The following is a 17,083-nucleotide window of genomic DNA, read 5'->3' on the forward strand; positions in this document are numbered from 1 at the left end:
TAGCGCATCCGCACTACTTGGTTCTTTTTTAAGCTTGTTCTTCGAAGCGTCTTGCGATTTCCACAATAACCTGAACAGCTTTTTCCATCGTATCTACCGAAACATATTCAAATTTTCCCTGATAGTTTTCACCACCTGTGAAAATATTCGGCGTTGGTAATCCCATATACGATAATTGTGATCCATCTGTTCCACCACGAATTGGATGAATGTTTGGTTCGATATTTAAGCTTTTCATCGCTTCATATGCAATATCAACAATTTCTCTCACTGGTTCAATTTTTTCAAGCATGTTATAGTATTGATCATTCATTTCTAAAACGACTGCATCTTGTCCATACTTCTCTTGCATTTGCTTCACAATATTTTCAACGTTATGTTTACGCGCCTCAAAATTTTCACGATCAAAATCTCGAATAATATAATATGCTTTACTTTGTTCAACATCACCATTTAATGAAAGTAAATGATAGAATCCTTCATAGCCTTCTGTATATTCTGGTGCCTCTTCTACTGGTAAATGCCCATTAAACTCCATAGCAAGTTTAGTTGCGTTACGCATTTTATTTTTCGCTGTTCCAGGATGTGTATTCGTTCCGTTAAACGTTAACTTAGCACCTGCAGCATTAAAGCTTTCATACTCTAAACCACCTAATGGACCTCCATCCATCGTATAAGCACATGATGCACCAAACGCTTCTACATCAAAATGCGCTGGCCCACGACCAATTTCTTCATCCGGCGTAAATGCTACTCTTATTTTCCCATGTTTAATTTGCGGATTATGTATTAAATAGTTCATTGCAACCATAATTTCAGTCAGACCAGCTTTATCATCTGCTCCTAGAAGTGTCGTACCATCCGTTGTAATAATCGTATGTCCTTTATATGATGGTAATTCTGGAAACTGTTCTGGCGTTAAAACAACATTTAGCTCTTCATTTAACGTAATCGCATTGCCATCAAAATTTTCATGAATTTGTGGTTTTACGTTTTTCCCTGTAAAGTCTGTTGCCGTATCTAAATGTGCTAAAAAGCCGATTACTGGAACATCCTTATCCGTATTAGCAGGAAGTGTTGCCATTACATACCCATTATCATCCATTGTTACTTCTGTTAAGCCAATCTCTTTTAACTCTTCCACTAATAGCTTTCCAAACTCAATTTGTCCAAGTGTTGTTGGTACTGTATGACTTTCTTCATTTGATTGTGTATCAATCTTTACATATCTCGTAAATCTTTCAATAAGTTCTTGTTTCAAACTCATTCACTCCCTTTTACATTTCTCTTTCTATTATAATCCTTAAAACGAAATATTTTAACTTTTTTGACTGCGAATATTTATTTCATTTGCATTTTAGAAATTATAAATAACAACCAAAAAGTCGTAATATTTGTACACGAAGACTCTTACATGTAATATACATAATTATACAATATGGGAGGTTTAAAGATGAGGCTAACTCTCTTTCGCTATTTTCTTTTTTTCTTAGGATTAATTTTTTTCGGCCTTGGAAATGCTCTTGCAGTCAAAGTTAAATTTCTCGGTTTACATCCTTGGGAAGTTTTAAACATGGCTCTCTACCAAAGGTTTGGATTGACGATTGGTACGTGGAGTGTCATATGTGGATTATGTCTCGTTCTCATTTTTTTACTAGTAGATCGAAAATATATAAATGTGGGTACATTTTTAAATGCACTACTTATCGGTCCCATTATGGACTTTTTCTTACAATCAAATATCCTTCCAAACGCAAGTGATTATTTATGGATAAACTTACTCATTTTATTTGCTGGTATTGCAATTACAGGTATTGGGGGAGGGATGTACGTTGCGGCTGGGATTGGTGCTGGACCTCGCGATGGATTCATGCTTACTATTTCCGACAAAACAGGACTGTCTATTAGCCGTGCTAGAATCATAGTAGAATGTGTTGTACTCGTTATTGGATTTATGCTAGGAGGTCCTGTTTTCATCGTAACTTTTCTGTACACCTTATTCAAAGTCCAATCTTTCAGCAATCATTTAAGATGTTTCAAACACTTTTACATACTTTACATAACAAAAAGAAAATTAGTGAACATATTTAAAGTACAGTTTAATACAAATCATTCACCCTATTTACGATTCTCACCGCAAATAGGGTGTTTCTTTTTCATCTCACAATTTAAGAATATATACTATTTATTCACAATAAAAGTATATACATCATCATAAATACAACCGTTTACTCTAACAACATACTTCCCCGGTTTACTAAAACGAATTGTGTATTTATTTAGCTGAATTGCTCCTTTATCCCCAGAAAGAACATCAATACTTCTACCACTCAATACATAAAATTCACTTTGATTCATCGTTACATCAATTGCATTGAAGTTTTCTTCTTTCACCTGCTTTATTTCTGCAACGCTTACACTTGGTTCTAAAAACAGTAGTCCACTTAATCCAATCGTCCCCGCTAAAGCAACTCCCGCAAACTTTTTAATCTTTTTCATCACAATGCCCTCCTTATAAATTTTGTGTAAAGGTGATTTTCTCCTTTACACCACAAAGCCTATATGTAATGAAATGAAAAGTAAACGGGGACCGTAAGACAAAATTCTACATCTTTTTCTCCAATTGAATATAAATCCAGCGTTTGGAGTTTTGTCACATTAAAAATTGTTTACTTAAACCAACTTCCAATTATATTATTCAGAAACTGAATAATTACTTATTGATTTAAGATTCTAAAAATAGTTGATAAAGATTCTTTCTATCTCCTATCCATAATCTTTCTACATTCATTAATTTCTCATCTTTAAATTCCAACTTATATATGTCAGGCTTCGATGCATGTATAAGAAATTCAAACCCGTATTGATTATCAAAGTAATTCATCATTAAAGTCATTACAAGCCCATGCGTACCAATTACAATTTTTTGCCCTTGGAAATCCATTAATATTTCCTTTAACACTTTCACTACCCGTCTCTGACAATCCTTATATGACTCTCCTTCCGTTAGTGTAAAATCCTGATTTGCGAACATCTTCTTTACAAGTGGATATATCTCTTTATCTGATATAACCTGATCCTCATTTGAAAACATACACTCTTTGAGATTTTCATATACTACTATTTCTTTTTCATAGAAATCGGCTGCTTTTTCTATCGTTAACGTAGCACGATTATAGGGACTGGAAATAAAAGTATCAATCCTCTCCTCTTTTAATATGTCAGTTACTCGACAGGCATCCATATGTCCCTTCTCAGTTAACCCACGCGTTCTTTCATTTCCTTCTAATTTTGGTGATTCACCATGTCTAACCATATAGATATATGTACTCATACTTCCTCCTTGAAAATATTCATTCGTCTTTTATAAACTTTGTTGATTTGTTCGTCTAATCCACTCGCCTACTAAACTCTCGAATACTTCAGGTTGTTCAACTTGTAAATTATGCCCTGCCATATATAACACCGCGAATGTCGCTCTTGGATAATCATCAATAATTCTTATAATGTCTTGATAGCCTACCAATAGGAATATGCGTTCTTATTTTACAACTTTTCAGAATATAATTTCAAATTTTATTTTTCAGATTCCAAATAAAAAAGCCTTCCATGAGTGTATCCCCTCAAAAGAAAGCTCTTTTACGTATTTCGTCCTACTTGAACTTCAAGCATCATTACACATTATTCTTCTAGTTTCATCAACACAATTCTCCAACCATCTGGATCCTCTATCGTTATTCCCTTATCTTTCCAGTATGGGTTTTCAGGCTCGACCTCATCATATCCCAATGCATGCAGCCTTTTACTCACCTTTTTCATTTCACTATCTTCATGCATATAAAATACGAGTAAATTATCTTTTGTCGGAGCTGGACATGGGCTCCCATCTATATGTCTTGTAAATTCTAAATGATACTCTTCATCTGGGAGTCCAAACATGACCCCATCATAGCCTTCATGATCGTAGAATTCACCTATACGTTTTAATCCTAATCCTTTTTCATAGAATTCTATAACCTTTTCAAACTGATCAGTTGGACGTGCTATTCGAAATTTCACCCAATTCTTCATGCTTTTCCTCCCATACTAAAAATTTCATACATGCTTACGTATTATTGTATATACGTAACCTCTTTTTGAAATCCCTCATTAGTATGAGAATAAATACATACAAAAGTTTAATTCATACTTTATAACAAAAACATTTTATATAAAATTGAATGTATTATCTTTATGCAATTATGCATATTCACTTGCGAACTATTAAAAAACCTATAGAATTCAAAGGATGACTAAATATACAATTCCCATTTAAAATCTTGATGAAGTACATATTATTAAAAACAGCACGTTTTTAATTTTAAGAAGTATTACACTTTTTAACACTTTCCTTATAAACATGATTTTTATAAGGAAATCTGATACAATTCTTAAATAATATTATTATGTATAGATATTACGAATATAGTGCATAATTAAAGAAGGTGATTTTATTGAGATTAAATAAAAATTTACAACTATGTATATTAATTGGAACATTAATATGCTATTCAATCTATTTTATATTTTTTTATCTGTTCCCTACTCATTTTTCAAATTCGGATGTACGCTTCGCTTCACTTATCGTTGAAGCCATTACATTTGTATCACTCATTTACTCTATATATTCTAAAAAAGTTAGTTCAAATCCATTTTGGATATGTATCACAATAGCAATCGGTAGCTTTTTATTAGGTAAAATAGTATACACATATGAGGATAGCTTCTTCGAAATTCCAATACATCGATTTACTATTTCTGATGTATTTTACATGTTTTTCTTATTTTTCTGTCTTATCGCTTTCTGTTATAAAATTTTAAAAGAATGCGATAAATGGGAAAAAGCGTTCTTTATTTGTGATATATGCATCGTACTTACTTCCATATTCACATTGGAGTGGTATTTATTTAATCAGCCAAATTTAAATATATTCTCTCTTTCACTAGGAGATGTTTTCCTTTCATTTCTATACCCAATTGCAGATTTATTATTTCTTCTACTAGGCGTTAGTCTCTTTTTCCGTCCAACAATTTTTAATTCCAAACGGAAGATTTATATCTTTATTTTTGTATTAATAAGTTCTGCAACTTTTAACTATATTTATTTTTACTTAAATAATCATTTATCGACTGAAACGATAACATTATTACGTCTTTTATATAGAATACCTATATTACTTATTGCAATAGCTGGTTCTATTTCAGAAGATCATAATAGCCATAAAAATTATTTCATTGTTAACCCTATAATAGGAAAAAAGGTTTTAGTTGTATTTCCCTATCTTGCCGTTGCAATACTAATCGGGTTTACGTTAAAAGAACAAACATCATCTTCAACTCTCATTACGGGAAATTGTATTACTTTTATTTTCGTACTCATTCGTCATTCTATTGTACGTATGCAAAACAATTCCCTAACAAAACGTTTACAGGCATTTAATGCTCAACTAGAAGAAAAAGTTACTTTACGAACTTCTGATTTAGTTTATAAATCAGAGGCTCTATCTCAGAAACAGCAAAAATTCAAATCACTATATGAATATCATCCTGACCCTATTTTTACGATTGATTTAAATGGAATCTTCTTAAATGTAAATAAAGCTGGAAGTATGTTACTGGGAGCACCAACGAATGAGTTACTCGGTGAAACTTGTTTTTCGATTATTTTAGAAGAAGATAAACATAAACTAGCATCTGCATTAGAAAAAGTGAAACAACAAGAATCGGCATCCTTACAACTTAGTTCTCAATATAAAGATGGCTTTACTTATTTTTTATACGTTACCATTGTCCCTATTATGATAGACGGACAAATTTCAGGAAGTTATATTATGGTGAAAGATATTACTGCACTAAAAAAACAGCAAGAAGAAATAAAATATTTAGCATTCCATGATACTGTAACGAAAATTGGGAACCGTGCCTTTTTCCATAAGAAATTAAAAAGAGTTATAAAAAACGCTAGAACAACAGACAGTGAGTTCGCATTATTATATTTAGATTTAGATCGCTTTAAAGCAATTAACGATACACTGGGACATTCGTCAGGAGATTACATATTAGAAGAAGTAGCAAAGCGATTCCAATCCTGTCTTCCATTACATACTCATCTGTCAAGAATCGGTGGCGATGAATTTACAATCTTAATTGAAAACTATACGGACGAAGATTCCTTATTCCAATTATGTAACCAGTTATTTGAATGCATGGAAAAGCCGTTTGTCATACATGAGCATACATTAACTTTATCACTAAGTATCGGTATCGCAATTTATCCACATTCCGGAATCGATACCGCTACACTTCTAAAAAACGCTAATGTTGCAATGTATGATGCAAAGGCAAAAGAGCTTAACTCTATCTCTATTTATGACGATGTAATCGCTAAAAAAATTGAAAGACGATTACGATTAGAAAAAGATTTACCAAACGCAATACAAAATGAAGAATTATTCCTTTTATACCAACCTCAAGTTGATAGTGAATCTAATAAAATTATTGGTGCAGAGGCTTTAATCAGGTGGAATCATCCTGAATTAGGCGTTATTTCTCCATACGAGTTTATTCCGATTGCAGAAGAAACACTACAAATTATTCCAATAGGAAAATGGACATTAGAGCAAGCTTGCGAGCAAATGAAACGTTGGCATGCACTCGGATATTCACATTTAAAAATAGGTGTAAATTTATCTGCTAAAGAATTTGAACAAGAGGATTTTGTAAAGTCTATTTCTTCTACTTTAGCAAATACAGGTTTACCAGCAAGTTCTCTCGATCTTGAGTTAACAGAGCGAATTGCAATGATGGATGAGCGAGAAACATTGATAAAATTGCGCACACTAAAAAGTTTAGGGATTCACATTTCAATCGACGACTTTGGTACAGGCTATTCTTCGCTAGCTTACTTACCTTTATATCCAATCGATACGTTAAAAATCCCAAGAGAATTTATTACAATGTCTGAAACATGTGACGATGGAATGGAAATTATTAAAACAATCATCACATTAGCAAATACATTAGGAATGTCTGTCATTGCTGAAGGGGTAGAAACGAAAGAACATGTGAATTTCCTTCAAAAAAATAAATGTCAGTTTATTCAAGGTTACTATTACAGTAAACCTATTCATACTAATGCATTTACTGAGCTATTAGAAAGTGGGATTCACCCATAATACATAGCTAATCAGGATAAGTAATAATGAATTTGAACAACTATAGTAAAAAGGAAAGAAGATAGCTTCTTTCCTTTTTTTATTTAAATATCTATTACTCCACCACTTCATTTATTATATCTATTAATTGATGAATCCCCTCATTATTGGTTTTCTTATATCCATTCATGTTTTGAATATATCTCTCCTTATTTGTATACAACTTATTTACTGCATGTATAAATATATTCGTACTTACCCTGTCTTGAAGTATAACTTCCGCATATCCTTGTCGAGAAAAATATTCAGCATTTAAAACTTGATCTCCCCTACTGGAACTGTTAGTTAACGGAACAAGCAACATCGGTTTCTTCAAAAATAACAATTCAGAAATAGCAGTAGAACCCGCTCTGGAAACTACAACACTCGCCATGTTTAGTATATGTGGCAATTCTTCCCCTATATATTCAAATTGTATATAACCTTCCATACCAATAGATGAATCCACCTTCCCTTTACCGCACATATGAACAATATTAAAATTTAATAGTAATGTTTCCAAACTTTCCCTTACCATATCATTTATCCATTGAGCACCTTGACTCCCACCCATAATTAACAATACTGGTTTATCTTGCTGAAATTTACAATAGCTTCTTCCCCGCAATACGTTGCCCCTCTCAATTTCTTCCCTTACAATTGGTCCTACATAAACCTTCTTCTCATTACTTACATTTTCTCCTGTCTGAGGAAATGTTGTGCATAGTTTTGTAGTAAAAGGTAATGCTATTTTATTTGCTAATCCTAACGTACTATCTGGTTCACGTATTATTACGGGTACTTTATTCATCCACGCTCCTATTACTACAGGGACGGACACAAACCCTCCTGCCGAAAAAATAACATCTGGTTTTATTCGTTTCATCAATTTATAACTTTGTATACAACCTTTTATTATTTTAAAAGGATCTTTAAAGTTCTCCCAATCCCAATATCTCCTAAGCTTTCCCGTTGAAATACTATTGTATTTCACATTTTGAACTAATAGTTTTTCAATTCCATTTTGAGATCCAATATACTCAACTCCCCATCCTTTTTCCATAAATTTAGGAATCAATACCATATTAATCATTACGTGTCCGGCTGTACCGCCCCCAGTAAAGAGAATCTTTTTATTCATAATTTATATCCACCTTTATCATTAAAAATCTTGTTTTATACTTATCTATTAAATGTAAGTAAACTTACTATTATTTATATAAACCTTTAACTCAAATCCTATGTCTTGCAAAAAATCTTTAACGAGATCATAAAAATCATTTCCACACTCACTACATTCATACTGAGCAAAGACTTGAATTACCGCCCTAGTTCCTGTACCTATTACTGGGCTTTTCCTATCACCCTTTTTACCTTCCACATAAGCTCGACATTTATTGATTGCCTCATAGATACACAAAACATGCGCTTCCTCATCTTTCCAGTCCAGCGTATCAACAATTAAAAGAAGTAGCGTATTTTGATTATCTATTGTTTTATAGCCATTCATATATTTCTTACACCCTTTTTATTTTTCATTGAATGCAGATTTCACTACACTTCGCATACTCGAGTACATCTTTTAATGATTGATGAAATTGAATTTCTGGGACCCAACCTAACCTTTTTATATCCTCTATTACTAAACTCTCATTTGATTCGCTCCCACTATGCTCTGTTTCTTTTATGGAAAAATTCAGCTTTGTTAATTCTTTGTATTGTTCTATTACATCTAATAAAGACCGTTTTACCCCTGATCCAATATTATATTGTTTTCCATTTGTTCCATCGCGTAATAACACATGATACGCTTTAACCGCATCACGTACATCTAAAAAATCCCTACTATCTTTCAAACTGTTCACTTCAATAATTGCTTCACTTTTATTCGACTCTATCATTATCATTTTTTCTGCAAGAATAGAACAAATACCATTCGATACTCCTGGACCAATTAAATTCGAGGGCTTTGCAATGATAATATTTGAATTCATTAATTCACTCCACGCCTCTGCAATAATGACTTGCATCGTTTTACTTAAACTATATGGATTTGAAATTTTTATTTCGTTCATACTATCTGCTTGCAAAGCAGATCCTATAACCAACGTTCTACAGTGAGGTGCTTCTTGATTAATTGCTTCTAATAAATATAATGTCCCTATTACATTAATCTCTACATATTCAAGAGCGGCTGTCCAAGACTCTATGACCGAATTCTTTCCTGCTAAATGCAATACATAATCTGGCTTTATTCGTTTCATTACCTTCATTACTTCGCTCTTATTAGTTAAATTACAAGTAATACCATTCCCAATTATTTCTCTATGTGCACGATTTTGAAACATGGGAATTACATGAAATCCCTGCTCTAAAAAATATTGGCAAGCATGGCGTCCTGTGAAGCCATTTGCACCAGTTATTAAGAGGCTCGCATTTTTTTTCATCGTAAAAACCCTCCTTTTTCTAGCATTTGTTTCACCTCATGTTTTGTAAGTAAGTCTTGTTGAGAACTAAAACTCTTTACATCCACTAACCGATAACTAGCATAATATTCCTGCAGCCCTTCTATAGGAATAGTCGGTAGTACCACAAAATAATTTTGATCAAAGCTTATACTTGTTTTACTCTCTACCTCAGATAAAAGCATTTCACTTAATTTTTCACCCGGTCTTATCCCTACCTCTTTTACCTTCACGTTTTCCTTTTTTGAATCTTCAATTAACACTTCTGCTAAATCTGTTATTTTGCATGCCGGCATTTTCATAACAAAGATTTCTCCACCTCTACCTTGATATACGGCTTTAAATAACAATCCGACAGCATCTTCAATCGTTAAGAAAAATCTAGTCATATTTGCATCGGTAATCCCTATTTGTGAAGATTTTTTAATTTGTTTTTTAAAAAGTGGTACCACACTTCCGCTCGTCCCTAAAACATTTCCACCACGAACACAAATGAATTTTGTTTTCTTCGTTTGCATATTCGCATGAACCATTAATTTCTCACCAATTGCTTTTGTCATCCCATACGTATTTGATGGATCGGCCGCTTTATCCGTTGAAACATATATAACTTTCTCAACTTGCATCTGTATAGATGCTTCAATTACATTTTGTGTACCATGTATATTGGTTTTTATAGCTTCATAAGGATAATACTCACATACTGGAACATGTTTTAAAGCTGCAAGATGGAATACATAATGTACACCTTGGCAAGCATAGGCTAGTTGATCTTTATCACGAATATCTCCAATAATAAATTTTAATCTATCATCATTTATAAACTGTTGCTGCATTTCAAACTGAACCGTTTCATTTCTTGAAAAAATCCTAATTTCTTTCGGTGATTTTTCTAATAGTTGTTTTATAAGTTCATGTCCCCACGAACCTGTACCACCAGTAATTAAAATTATTTTATTTAGCATTTCTTTTCCTCCTACTACACATTTCAATTAAAATTGTATTTATAAAATTCATTGAATTATTTTCAATTGATTTAAATCATAATCGTCGTTTGTTACATTTAATTGACAAAATAAAAAAACAGAAACTATTAAACATAGTTTCTGTTTTTCATTTCACCTCACAACAGTAAGATTTTTTATGCTTTTTGTATGATAACTAAATTCTTGTAAAAAACACCGCTCATTTATTTCTTATACTCGTAATAAAATAAATAGAATGATTCATAGCCAATAATCATGTTTAATTTTATGAAAAAGGGAGGTAATGGAATGTACCGAAGCAATTCAAATCATACATATAACGGACTTTCCAAAGCATTGCCTCTCTCCCTATTTGATGTGAAGAATGAATTAAAACAAAAAAGCAAACTTATTCATTCTGGCACGATGTATAAATTAACGCAAGAAGAGCAATTCATCCTCAACAACATAAAAATACAAACAGAACAGCTAAATAAAAATAATGTTACAAGGACACGCGCATACTACCAATTTTACATTCAATATCCAGAAATACATTGGGCACTACTTGGGCATATGGTATCACGTAACGGCGGTTGGAATATGACTGATTTGAAGGGCGATTTATATACGAAAATTTTATCAGAGAAAGAGCAAATCACATTTTTTTCTTTTTTAGAAAGAGGGAATTGGCTTATTTTCCAAGATGTATATCCTCAATTTCTGCTTTATGAACAAAGTTTAAAAAGAGCACAAAAACTATTTCACCTTCTCCCTCACCTAAATGTTTCTACATTTATGGAAACGATGTGGAACGATTTTTGGAAAACGGGTAACAAAAAAACATTAGCCATTGCAACTATTATTAATGAACAAAACTACTTAGAAAAAAGAGTGATACAAAATATACAATTTCAAAAGACTGTACTTAATAGTATTGGATTTAAACTCTTTGATTTCTTTCAGTTTAATCATATCCTTTTCCCATTCTACGAAAATGATAAGAAACACAAAGTATTACTATTTGGTGATACAATGAAACATTTCACTTCCTTACACGAACGAATCTTAATTGGAAAAAGGTTGTATTCATTATTATTTCGAGACACACATGTTTTATCTCAAATAATAAGCTGGGCCCAGCACCATCCGCATACAGGATCAAGGAAAGATTACTGGCCTCATTTATTTTCAAGTGTAAATGAATCTTTTTCCCGTGAATTTTATAAGCGTCGAATAAAGAAATGCCAGTTGCGTAGTGGCGCTCATCGTATATACAGTCCTGCACTCATCTATGCATGGCGAGATATGAAGCATGAAGAAGTTGACAGTGAAGATTGGTTTACGGACTGGCAAGTTGTAAATTATTTAGTAGATAAGGAGGAAAATATAAATGGGCAAATTACAGAAGACTACTGTAAAACACTCGAAAAAATTGAACTTGCCATTCTTGCAAAGAAAAACGTCCTCCTTCGAGAAGAAGAATGATTTTTTAGCATTAGCAGTTACAATCTTACTCTCTTGTATTATCGGAACTTGCTTAGATGCTTTCTTTGTTGCGAAACAAATTTATTCCTTTCCAGTTAGACCATTCTCATCCATATTTTCAGTTAACATTGGCTTTACTTTGTTTGTACTACCGATTTTAACAATGATTTTCATACAAATTTCCAAAACATTAACTGTAGTTTCTAGAATACTATTTATTGTTTCAATAGGTATTTGTGCTAGTATTTTTGAGCAGGTTGCTGAAAGATTCGGTTTCTTTATTCATAGTGTGGATTGGAATCATACATATTCTTTATTTGGCTATATGATTTTCTTTTCTTTTCTTTGGAAAGTATATCATTTCATACAAAAATAAAGAGACCATTATAGATCTCTTCTTAAGCATAATCTTCAGTTATTGCTAATGATGCGGGATTTTGAAGACTTTTTGAACGTAAGCGGTAGGCAACGATTTTCTTCTTATATTGCTTGATTACATCAACATGTTCCTCATGGCTATATAGAGAAAACCTAATCTCTTTATTCCCTTTCTTCGTGTTAATAACGATCGGTGTTCCTTCCCCGTGCGGTGGGAAATAATGTTTATCTAAAAATAAAGCTTCATTAAATTCATGAATAACTTGTAGTTTCATTTCTCCCTTTATATTTTTTCCATCTATCGATATAGAGGTATTCTCTTCCTCAAGTTTTTGATGCAATTCAAATCTACTAATAATTGATTCTACAACAGAAGTTGGCATACTAGAAACTAGTACTTTAAGAGCGCCAAAAATAAATAATGTAACTATAAACCATGTTGTCATTTTCATCATCTCCATTACCTTTTAAAATAAAAATTTCGTTCCATACGGTATAAATATACTAATGAGTATTCCGGTTACAATCATCGTCACTGAACCGATCGTCGCCTCTTTCTCGCCTTCCTTCACGAGACGGCTCACACCGATAATATGTGATGCGCAGCCCATCCCCACTCCTTTTCCAATCGTACTTGTTATTCGGCAAAACTTCAGTACTGTTGGTCCGATAATAGCACCTGTTATTCCTGCAACAACTACAAAACTAGAAGTCATAGATGGAATGCCGCCAATTTGATCCGCTAATGATATGGCGATAGGCATCGTCGCTAATTGTGGCAGTGTCGTTAATATGAGTTCCTTATCTATATTTAACATCCCGCCAATCACTACATTCATACTCGTTAAAGCCACTATACCTACTGCTACGCCGATAAGTATCGACAAAAAGTTTTTCATAAGTATGTTTCGCTCTTTAAATAATGGTATCGCTAACGCTACAATTGCAGGACTCAATAAACCGGAAAGAATATTCCCCCCATTTTCTCTATACTCTTGATGAGAAATACCAAAAATCAAAAATAAGCAAATCATACTTGCTGTAACTGTTAGCACCGGTAACGTAAATGGAAACGGAATTTTTTTATATAACTTTGTCGCGAATACATACATTACTACAGTAATAATAATTAAGACCATTTGCATTTTGCACCTTGTCGATTTTATTTTTTTGATGTTACTAATAATTGACTTATATACCCTGAAATAATCAAAGTTACTACCGTGCTTACAACTACTAAAAGAAATATAACGCTCCCTTTACTGAAAAGAAAAGACCCATATTCCATCAGCCCTGTTGTCGAAGGAATTAGAAATAACGGTAAAAAGACAATTAATTTTTCCGCCCCTTCCTCAAACCACTTTAATGGTAAAATACGAGTAGAAAGGAGTAGAAATAGCATTAACATCCCAATTAAACTTCCTGGCATTGATAGATGGAATTCTCCCTGAATCCACGTACCAACTAAACTAAATACATATAGCACGCCTACTTGAAGTAAAAGCGTCACGTACTTCATTTCTTTCCCTCATTTCAATATTACGCATCTCTATTATGAAATCTCATTTAACGTTTTAGCAAACCTTGTCATTCCCAGCTGAATTTGTTCGGCATTTACTCTCCCAAAAGTAAAACGAATATATTCACTTTTAGTACCTAAAACACTACCCGGGACAAACGCTACACCATTTCGTATAGATTCGCCTAATAAATGATATTCATCAAACGTTCCTTGCACTTTGCACCATAAATGTATTCCACCCTCTGGAACAAAAAATTCAACCTGGTCCCCCAATATTTCTTCAAGCTTTCTAATTAACACATCTCTTCTTTCTTTCAATTGTTCACGAAGCATTGTAATATGTGCATGAAAATCTTCTGATTCTAAAAATTGATTTGCCACCCACTGCGTAAATACGCTATGGCCAAAATCAACTTGCTGCTTCGCATCCGCTAAACGTTCAATTACACGTGTAGGGCCAATTACCCAACCAATACGTAATCCTGATGCAACAATTTTTGATAATGAACTTATATAAAGAACATTCCCGTTTTGATCCATTGATTTTAATGTTGGATTCACTTCTCCATTAAATGACGTTAAGCTATACGGATCATCTTCTACAATCGGTATACCAAATTCAGAAGACAGTTCTAAAATCTTTTTACGTCTTGCTAATGAAAGCACTGTTCCCGTTGGATTTTGATAATCTGGATTCAAAAATACCATGCGAATACGATGTTTTTTATGCAAATCAATTAGGTCATCTGGATTCATTCCATGCTGATCAACAGGTAGATGGAATATTTTTAAGCCTGCGGATTTAAACATCGGCAATGAAAAACAATACGACGGATCTTCAATTGCAATCGCATCGCCAGGTTTTAATAAGCATTGCACGATAAGATTCAGTGCCTGTTGTGCGCCAGATGTAATAAGGATAGAATTCGAATCTGCTTCAATTTGTTTATATTGCTGAACATGTGCTGCAATTGTTTTTCTCAACATTTCATTTCCAAGTGGATGGTCATAACCTAGGTTTTCCATAAATGTTTTCTCCGACAAAATCGTTCGGAATCTATCACTTGGAATTAACTCTGGTGACAATTCACCACTTGCTAAATTAATTAAGTCATCTTTTTGTGTTTCCGTTCGAATTTGTTGAACGAGTGGCACATTAGGTAAGAACGATCCATCCTCAACGTACCTACCCCAGTTCGGTATTCGTTTATGTGAAACACCCCATATGTCTGTATTCACCCGTGTTCCGCTTCCTTTTTGCCGTTCTACTACTCCAAGTGATTTTAATTCTTCATACGCAGCTACTATTGTACTCCGGTTCACCTGCAATTCTTTTGCTAACATACGCTCAGAAGGTAACTTGCTGTCAGAAGGAAACTCACCTGAAGAGATGCCCCTTTCAATATAATCAGCTATTTGTTTATATACAGGCGTCTTATCTGTACGATTTGGTTTCCATTCCATCCTGTTGCCCCCTTTCAAAACGAACTATCCTTGATTCGCTAATAACAGTATTAACTGTAATAACAGTATTAATTAAGCGCATGATTTAAAAATATTTTTACCGTCATATTAAAGCTAGTCGGCTGTTCTAAATAAGGTAAGTGTCCACTATTTTTCAACTCAATGAAAATTGTATTTTTCAAATGTCGTTCAAACTCTCTTACATATTTCTCAGGGACAAAATCATCATTTTCCCCTCTTATAATTAAAGTAGGACATGAAATATGTGAAAGAAACGGCCTTTGATCATAGTCCACTAATTCAGCAAATAATCTTTGAATATGCACCGAATTAATAGCATGTAAAGATTGATAAAATCCCCTGACAATTACTTCATTATCCGTGACTCCCATCGCCTTCAATAATGTATCCGCCCATGTTTTTCCGTTATCATGCAAGCTAAGTAAATCATATACTTCAATTCGTTCTTTTCGATCTTCCGGTTCCAAATAGGGAAATGCATTTACAACAATTAAGCTAGAAACAAAGTCTGGATATTGAATAGCGAAATCGATACCGACCCTAGCTCCTTTTGAAAGACCACAAATGACTACTTTTTGTAGCTTTAAGTAATTACATAACTCATACAAAACATTTGCATATTCTTTAAAAGGGATTTCCAGCCCTTCAGATTTCCCATGTCCTGGTAAATCAAGAGAAATCACTTTCCAATTCTCTTTGAAATATTGCCTTTGATATAGCCAATTATTTGCGTTTCCACCAAGACCGTGTAATAACAATATAACAGGACCTGATCCTTCTATATTGTAAGAAATTTTTCGATTCTTATATTCAAAATACATATACATCACCTTCAGCTATAACATCACTTATTCTTATCTTTGAATGAATATATCCAAAATGGTTCCTTTTCTAACCACTCTACTGTTTCCGGTGCACCTTCTTCATACTCTTTTTTTAGTTCCGTTACTTTCGTCGCAAATTGTGATGCATGCGCTTGCAATACCTCGAACTTTTTGGGAACATATTCTTTCACTTCATTTTTAAAATGCGGAGGGCCTATTTCCGCTTCATGACTATTTGAAAAAGCTACCGCATAAAATGTTGGTCTTTTATTTTCCGGAATATTAGCTAACGCCTCGGCTACCGCTTCTCCTGTTGCATCATGATCTGGATGAACTGCATATCCCGGATAAAAAGAAATGACCAATGACGGATTCAATTCTTCCACACAGTTTTGTATGACACGTCTTAACTCTCCAGGAGTTTCAAATTCAAGGGTTTTATCACGGTATCCCATCATACGTAAATCTTTAATCCCTAAAATATTTGTAGCCTTCTTTAGTTCCTTCTCTCTTATCGCATATAATGATTCACGTGTTGCAAAAGGAGGATTTCCCATCGCTCTCCCCATTTCACCTAACGTTAAGCAAACATAAGTAAGCGGAACATTTCGCTGCGCATAAGCTAAAATTGTACCTGCCACGCAATACGACTCATCATCTGGATGCGGAAAAACAATTAAAACGTGACGTTCATTTTTCATCAAAATCATACTCCTCCATCATA

General features: G+C 33.4%; 17 protein-coding genes and 2 pseudogenes. 4 read left to right on the forward strand and 15 right to left on the reverse strand.

Translation table 11 applies throughout. The features are described 5' to 3' along the window. Positions 1 to 28: 28 nt before the first annotated feature. Complete coding sequence (gene pepT / locus PDL00_RS24850) at positions 29 to 1,261, reverse strand: peptidase T (protein WP_270731796.1); 1,233 nt, start codon at positions 1,259 to 1,261, stop codon at positions 29 to 31. A gap of 192 nt (positions 1,262 to 1,453) precedes the next feature. On the opposite strand from pepT, the pseudogene PDL00_RS24855 reads away from it, so the two are divergent. Next, positions 1,454 to 2,091, forward strand: a pseudogene (locus PDL00_RS24855) (YczE/YyaS/YitT family protein). 90 nt (positions 2,092 to 2,181) lie between these two features. On the opposite strand, the gene PDL00_RS24860 reads toward PDL00_RS24855, so the two are convergent. The 4 genes and pseudogenes from PDL00_RS24860 to PDL00_RS24875 all read right to left on the reverse strand — a co-directional run bounded on the left by PDL00_RS24860 (position 2,182) and on the right by PDL00_RS24875 (position 4,071). Beyond that, complete coding sequence (locus tag PDL00_RS24860; RefSeq protein ID WP_270731798.1) at positions 2,182 to 2,499, reverse strand: hypothetical protein; 318 nt, start codon at positions 2,497 to 2,499, stop codon at positions 2,182 to 2,184. Between the two features lie 226 nt (positions 2,500 to 2,725). Beyond that, the gene (locus tag PDL00_RS24865) at positions 2,726 to 3,334 is read right to left on the reverse strand and encodes a histidine phosphatase family protein (RefSeq protein ID WP_242250730.1); all 609 of its coding nucleotides are present in this window, start codon (positions 3,332 to 3,334) and stop codon (positions 2,726 to 2,728) included. A 30-nt stretch (positions 3,335 to 3,364) separates the two neighbouring features. Next, positions 3,365 to 3,523: pseudogene (locus tag PDL00_RS24870) on the reverse strand (alpha/beta fold hydrolase); the annotation flags it as partial. Positions 3,524 to 3,681: 158 nt separating this feature from the next. Continuing rightward, positions 3,682 to 4,071 (reverse strand): VOC family protein, encoded by a 390-nt coding sequence (locus tag PDL00_RS24875; protein ID WP_000800657.1) that lies wholly within the window; start codon positions 4,069 to 4,071, stop codon positions 3,682 to 3,684. A 422-nt stretch (positions 4,072 to 4,493) separates the two neighbouring features. On the opposite strand from PDL00_RS24875, the gene PDL00_RS24880 reads away from it, so the two are divergent. Then, positions 4,494 to 7,214: a sensor domain-containing phosphodiesterase gene (locus tag PDL00_RS24880; RefSeq protein ID WP_270731802.1), complete on the forward strand. Its 2,721-nt coding sequence runs from the start codon at positions 4,494 to 4,496 to the stop codon at positions 7,212 to 7,214. Between the two features lie 94 nt (positions 7,215 to 7,308). Here the strand turns inward: PDL00_RS24880 and PDL00_RS24885 are convergent, their stop codons facing one another. From PDL00_RS24885 to PDL00_RS24900, 4 genes are read right to left on the reverse strand one after another with little or no spacing between them, the layout of a single operon-like run. Continuing rightward, complete coding sequence (locus PDL00_RS24885; protein WP_270731805.1) at positions 7,309 to 8,373, reverse strand: undecaprenyldiphospho-muramoylpentapeptide beta-N-acetylglucosaminyltransferase; 1,065 nt, start codon at positions 8,371 to 8,373, stop codon at positions 7,309 to 7,311. A gap of 48 nt (positions 8,374 to 8,421) precedes the next feature. Next, positions 8,422 to 8,742, reverse strand: coding sequence for a DUF6572 domain-containing protein (locus PDL00_RS24890; protein ID WP_242250727.1), 321 nt, complete (start codon positions 8,740 to 8,742; stop codon positions 8,422 to 8,424). 25 nt (positions 8,743 to 8,767) lie between these two features. After that, entirely contained in the window at positions 8,768 to 9,679 is a 912-nt protein-coding gene (locus PDL00_RS24895) for an NAD-dependent epimerase/dehydratase family protein (RefSeq protein ID WP_242250726.1), read from the reverse strand. Further along, entirely contained in the window at positions 9,676 to 10,662 is a 987-nt protein-coding gene (locus PDL00_RS24900) for a UDP-N-acetylglucosamine 4,6-dehydratase family protein (protein ID WP_270731809.1), read from the reverse strand. The genes PDL00_RS24895 and PDL00_RS24900 overlap by 4 nt, the downstream gene beginning before the upstream one ends. Positions 10,663 to 10,971: 309 nt before the next feature. Between PDL00_RS24900 and PDL00_RS24905 the strand changes: the two genes are divergently transcribed. Both PDL00_RS24905 and PDL00_RS24910 read left to right on the forward strand, forming a co-directional pair. Continuing rightward, positions 10,972 to 12,150 (forward strand): DUF2515 domain-containing protein, encoded by a 1,179-nt coding sequence (locus PDL00_RS24905; protein WP_270731812.1) that lies wholly within the window; start codon positions 10,972 to 10,974, stop codon positions 12,148 to 12,150. After that, on the forward strand, positions 12,056 to 12,526 hold the full coding sequence (locus PDL00_RS24910; protein WP_242250723.1) for a CBO0543 family protein: 471 nt from the start codon (positions 12,056 to 12,058) through the stop codon (positions 12,524 to 12,526). The genes PDL00_RS24905 and PDL00_RS24910 overlap by 95 nt, the downstream gene beginning before the upstream one ends. 22 nt (positions 12,527 to 12,548) lie before the next feature. Here the strand turns inward: PDL00_RS24910 and PDL00_RS24915 are convergent, their stop codons facing one another. The 6 genes from PDL00_RS24915 to bshB2 all read right to left on the reverse strand — a co-directional run bounded on the left by PDL00_RS24915 (position 12,549) and on the right by bshB2 (position 17,060). Next, a complete protein-coding gene (locus tag PDL00_RS24915) occupies positions 12,549 to 12,974 on the reverse strand; it encodes a YfmQ family protein (protein ID WP_242250722.1) in 426 nt (141 codons plus the stop codon). A 21-nt stretch (positions 12,975 to 12,995) separates the two neighbouring features. Beyond that, positions 12,996 to 13,667, reverse strand: coding sequence for an LrgB family protein (locus PDL00_RS24920; RefSeq protein ID WP_270731817.1), 672 nt, complete (start codon positions 13,665 to 13,667; stop codon positions 12,996 to 12,998). A gap of 23 nt (positions 13,668 to 13,690) precedes the next feature. Next, positions 13,691 to 14,047: a CidA/LrgA family holin-like protein gene (locus PDL00_RS24925; RefSeq protein ID WP_163094872.1), complete on the reverse strand. Its 357-nt coding sequence runs from the start codon at positions 14,045 to 14,047 to the stop codon at positions 13,691 to 13,693. Positions 14,048 to 14,080: 33 nt separating this feature from the next. After that, positions 14,081 to 15,514, reverse strand: coding sequence for a MocR-like pyridoxine biosynthesis transcription factor PdxR (pdxR, locus tag PDL00_RS24930; protein WP_242250721.1), 1,434 nt, complete (start codon positions 15,512 to 15,514; stop codon positions 14,081 to 14,083). A gap of 68 nt (positions 15,515 to 15,582) precedes the next feature. Beyond that, positions 15,583 to 16,356: an alpha/beta fold hydrolase gene (locus PDL00_RS24935; protein ID WP_270731824.1), complete on the reverse strand. Its 774-nt coding sequence runs from the start codon at positions 16,354 to 16,356 to the stop codon at positions 15,583 to 15,585. 23 nt (positions 16,357 to 16,379) lie between these two features. Next, on the reverse strand, positions 16,380 to 17,060 hold the full coding sequence (gene bshB2, locus PDL00_RS24940; RefSeq protein WP_270731917.1) for a bacillithiol biosynthesis deacetylase BshB2: 681 nt from the start codon (positions 17,058 to 17,060) through the stop codon (positions 16,380 to 16,382). Positions 17,061 to 17,083: the final 23 nt, after the last annotated feature.

Origin of the sequence: Bacillus cereus group sp. TH152-1LC, assembly GCF_027710505.1 — a bacterium.
Classification (GTDB): Bacteria; Bacillota; Bacilli; order Bacillales; family Bacillaceae_G; genus Bacillus_A; species Bacillus_A mobilis.

Excerpts from the sequence above, each read along its gene's own strand:
- PDL00_RS24860 (WP_270731798.1), bottom strand. The coding sequence starts at position 2,499 with ATGAAAAAGATTAAAAAGTTTGCGGGAGTTGCTTTAGCGGGGACGATT.
- PDL00_RS24865 (WP_242250730.1), bottom strand. The coding sequence starts at position 3,334 with ATGAGTACATATATCTATATGGTTAGACATGGTGAATCACCAAAATTA.
- PDL00_RS24875 (WP_000800657.1), bottom strand. The coding sequence starts at position 4,071 with ATGAAGAATTGGGTGAAATTTCGAATAGCACGTCCAACTGATCAGTTT.
- PDL00_RS24885 (WP_270731805.1), bottom strand. The coding sequence starts at position 8,373 with ATGAATAAAAAGATTCTCTTTACTGGGGGCGGTACAGCCGGACACGTA.
- PDL00_RS24890 (WP_242250727.1), bottom strand. The coding sequence starts at position 8,742 with ATGAATGGCTATAAAACAATAGATAATCAAAATACGCTACTTCTTTTA.
- PDL00_RS24895 (WP_242250726.1), bottom strand. The coding sequence starts at position 9,679 with ATGAAAAAAAATGCGAGCCTCTTAATAACTGGTGCAAATGGCTTCACA.
- PDL00_RS24900 (WP_270731809.1), bottom strand. The coding sequence starts at position 10,662 with ATGCTAAATAAAATAATTTTAATTACTGGTGGTACAGGTTCGTGGGGA.
- PDL00_RS24905 (WP_270731812.1), top strand. The coding sequence starts at position 10,972 with ATGTACCGAAGCAATTCAAATCATACATATAACGGACTTTCCAAAGCA.
- PDL00_RS24910 (WP_242250723.1), top strand. The coding sequence starts at position 12,056 with ATGGGCAAATTACAGAAGACTACTGTAAAACACTCGAAAAAATTGAAC.
- PDL00_RS24915 (WP_242250722.1), bottom strand. The coding sequence starts at position 12,974 with ATGACAACATGGTTTATAGTTACATTATTTATTTTTGGCGCTCTTAAA.
- PDL00_RS24920 (WP_270731817.1), bottom strand. The coding sequence starts at position 13,667 with ATGGTCTTAATTATTATTACTGTAGTAATGTATGTATTCGCGACAAAG.
- PDL00_RS24925 (WP_163094872.1), bottom strand. The coding sequence starts at position 14,047 with ATGAAGTACGTGACGCTTTTACTTCAAGTAGGCGTGCTATATGTATTT.
- pdxR (WP_242250721.1), bottom strand. The coding sequence starts at position 15,514 with ATGGAATGGAAACCAAATCGTACAGATAAGACGCCTGTATATAAACAA.
- PDL00_RS24935 (WP_270731824.1), bottom strand. The coding sequence starts at position 16,356 with ATGTATTTTGAATATAAGAATCGAAAAATTTCTTACAATATAGAAGGA.
- bshB2 (WP_270731917.1), bottom strand. The coding sequence starts at position 17,060 with ATGAAAAATGAACGTCACGTTTTAATTGTTTTTCCGCATCCAGATGAT.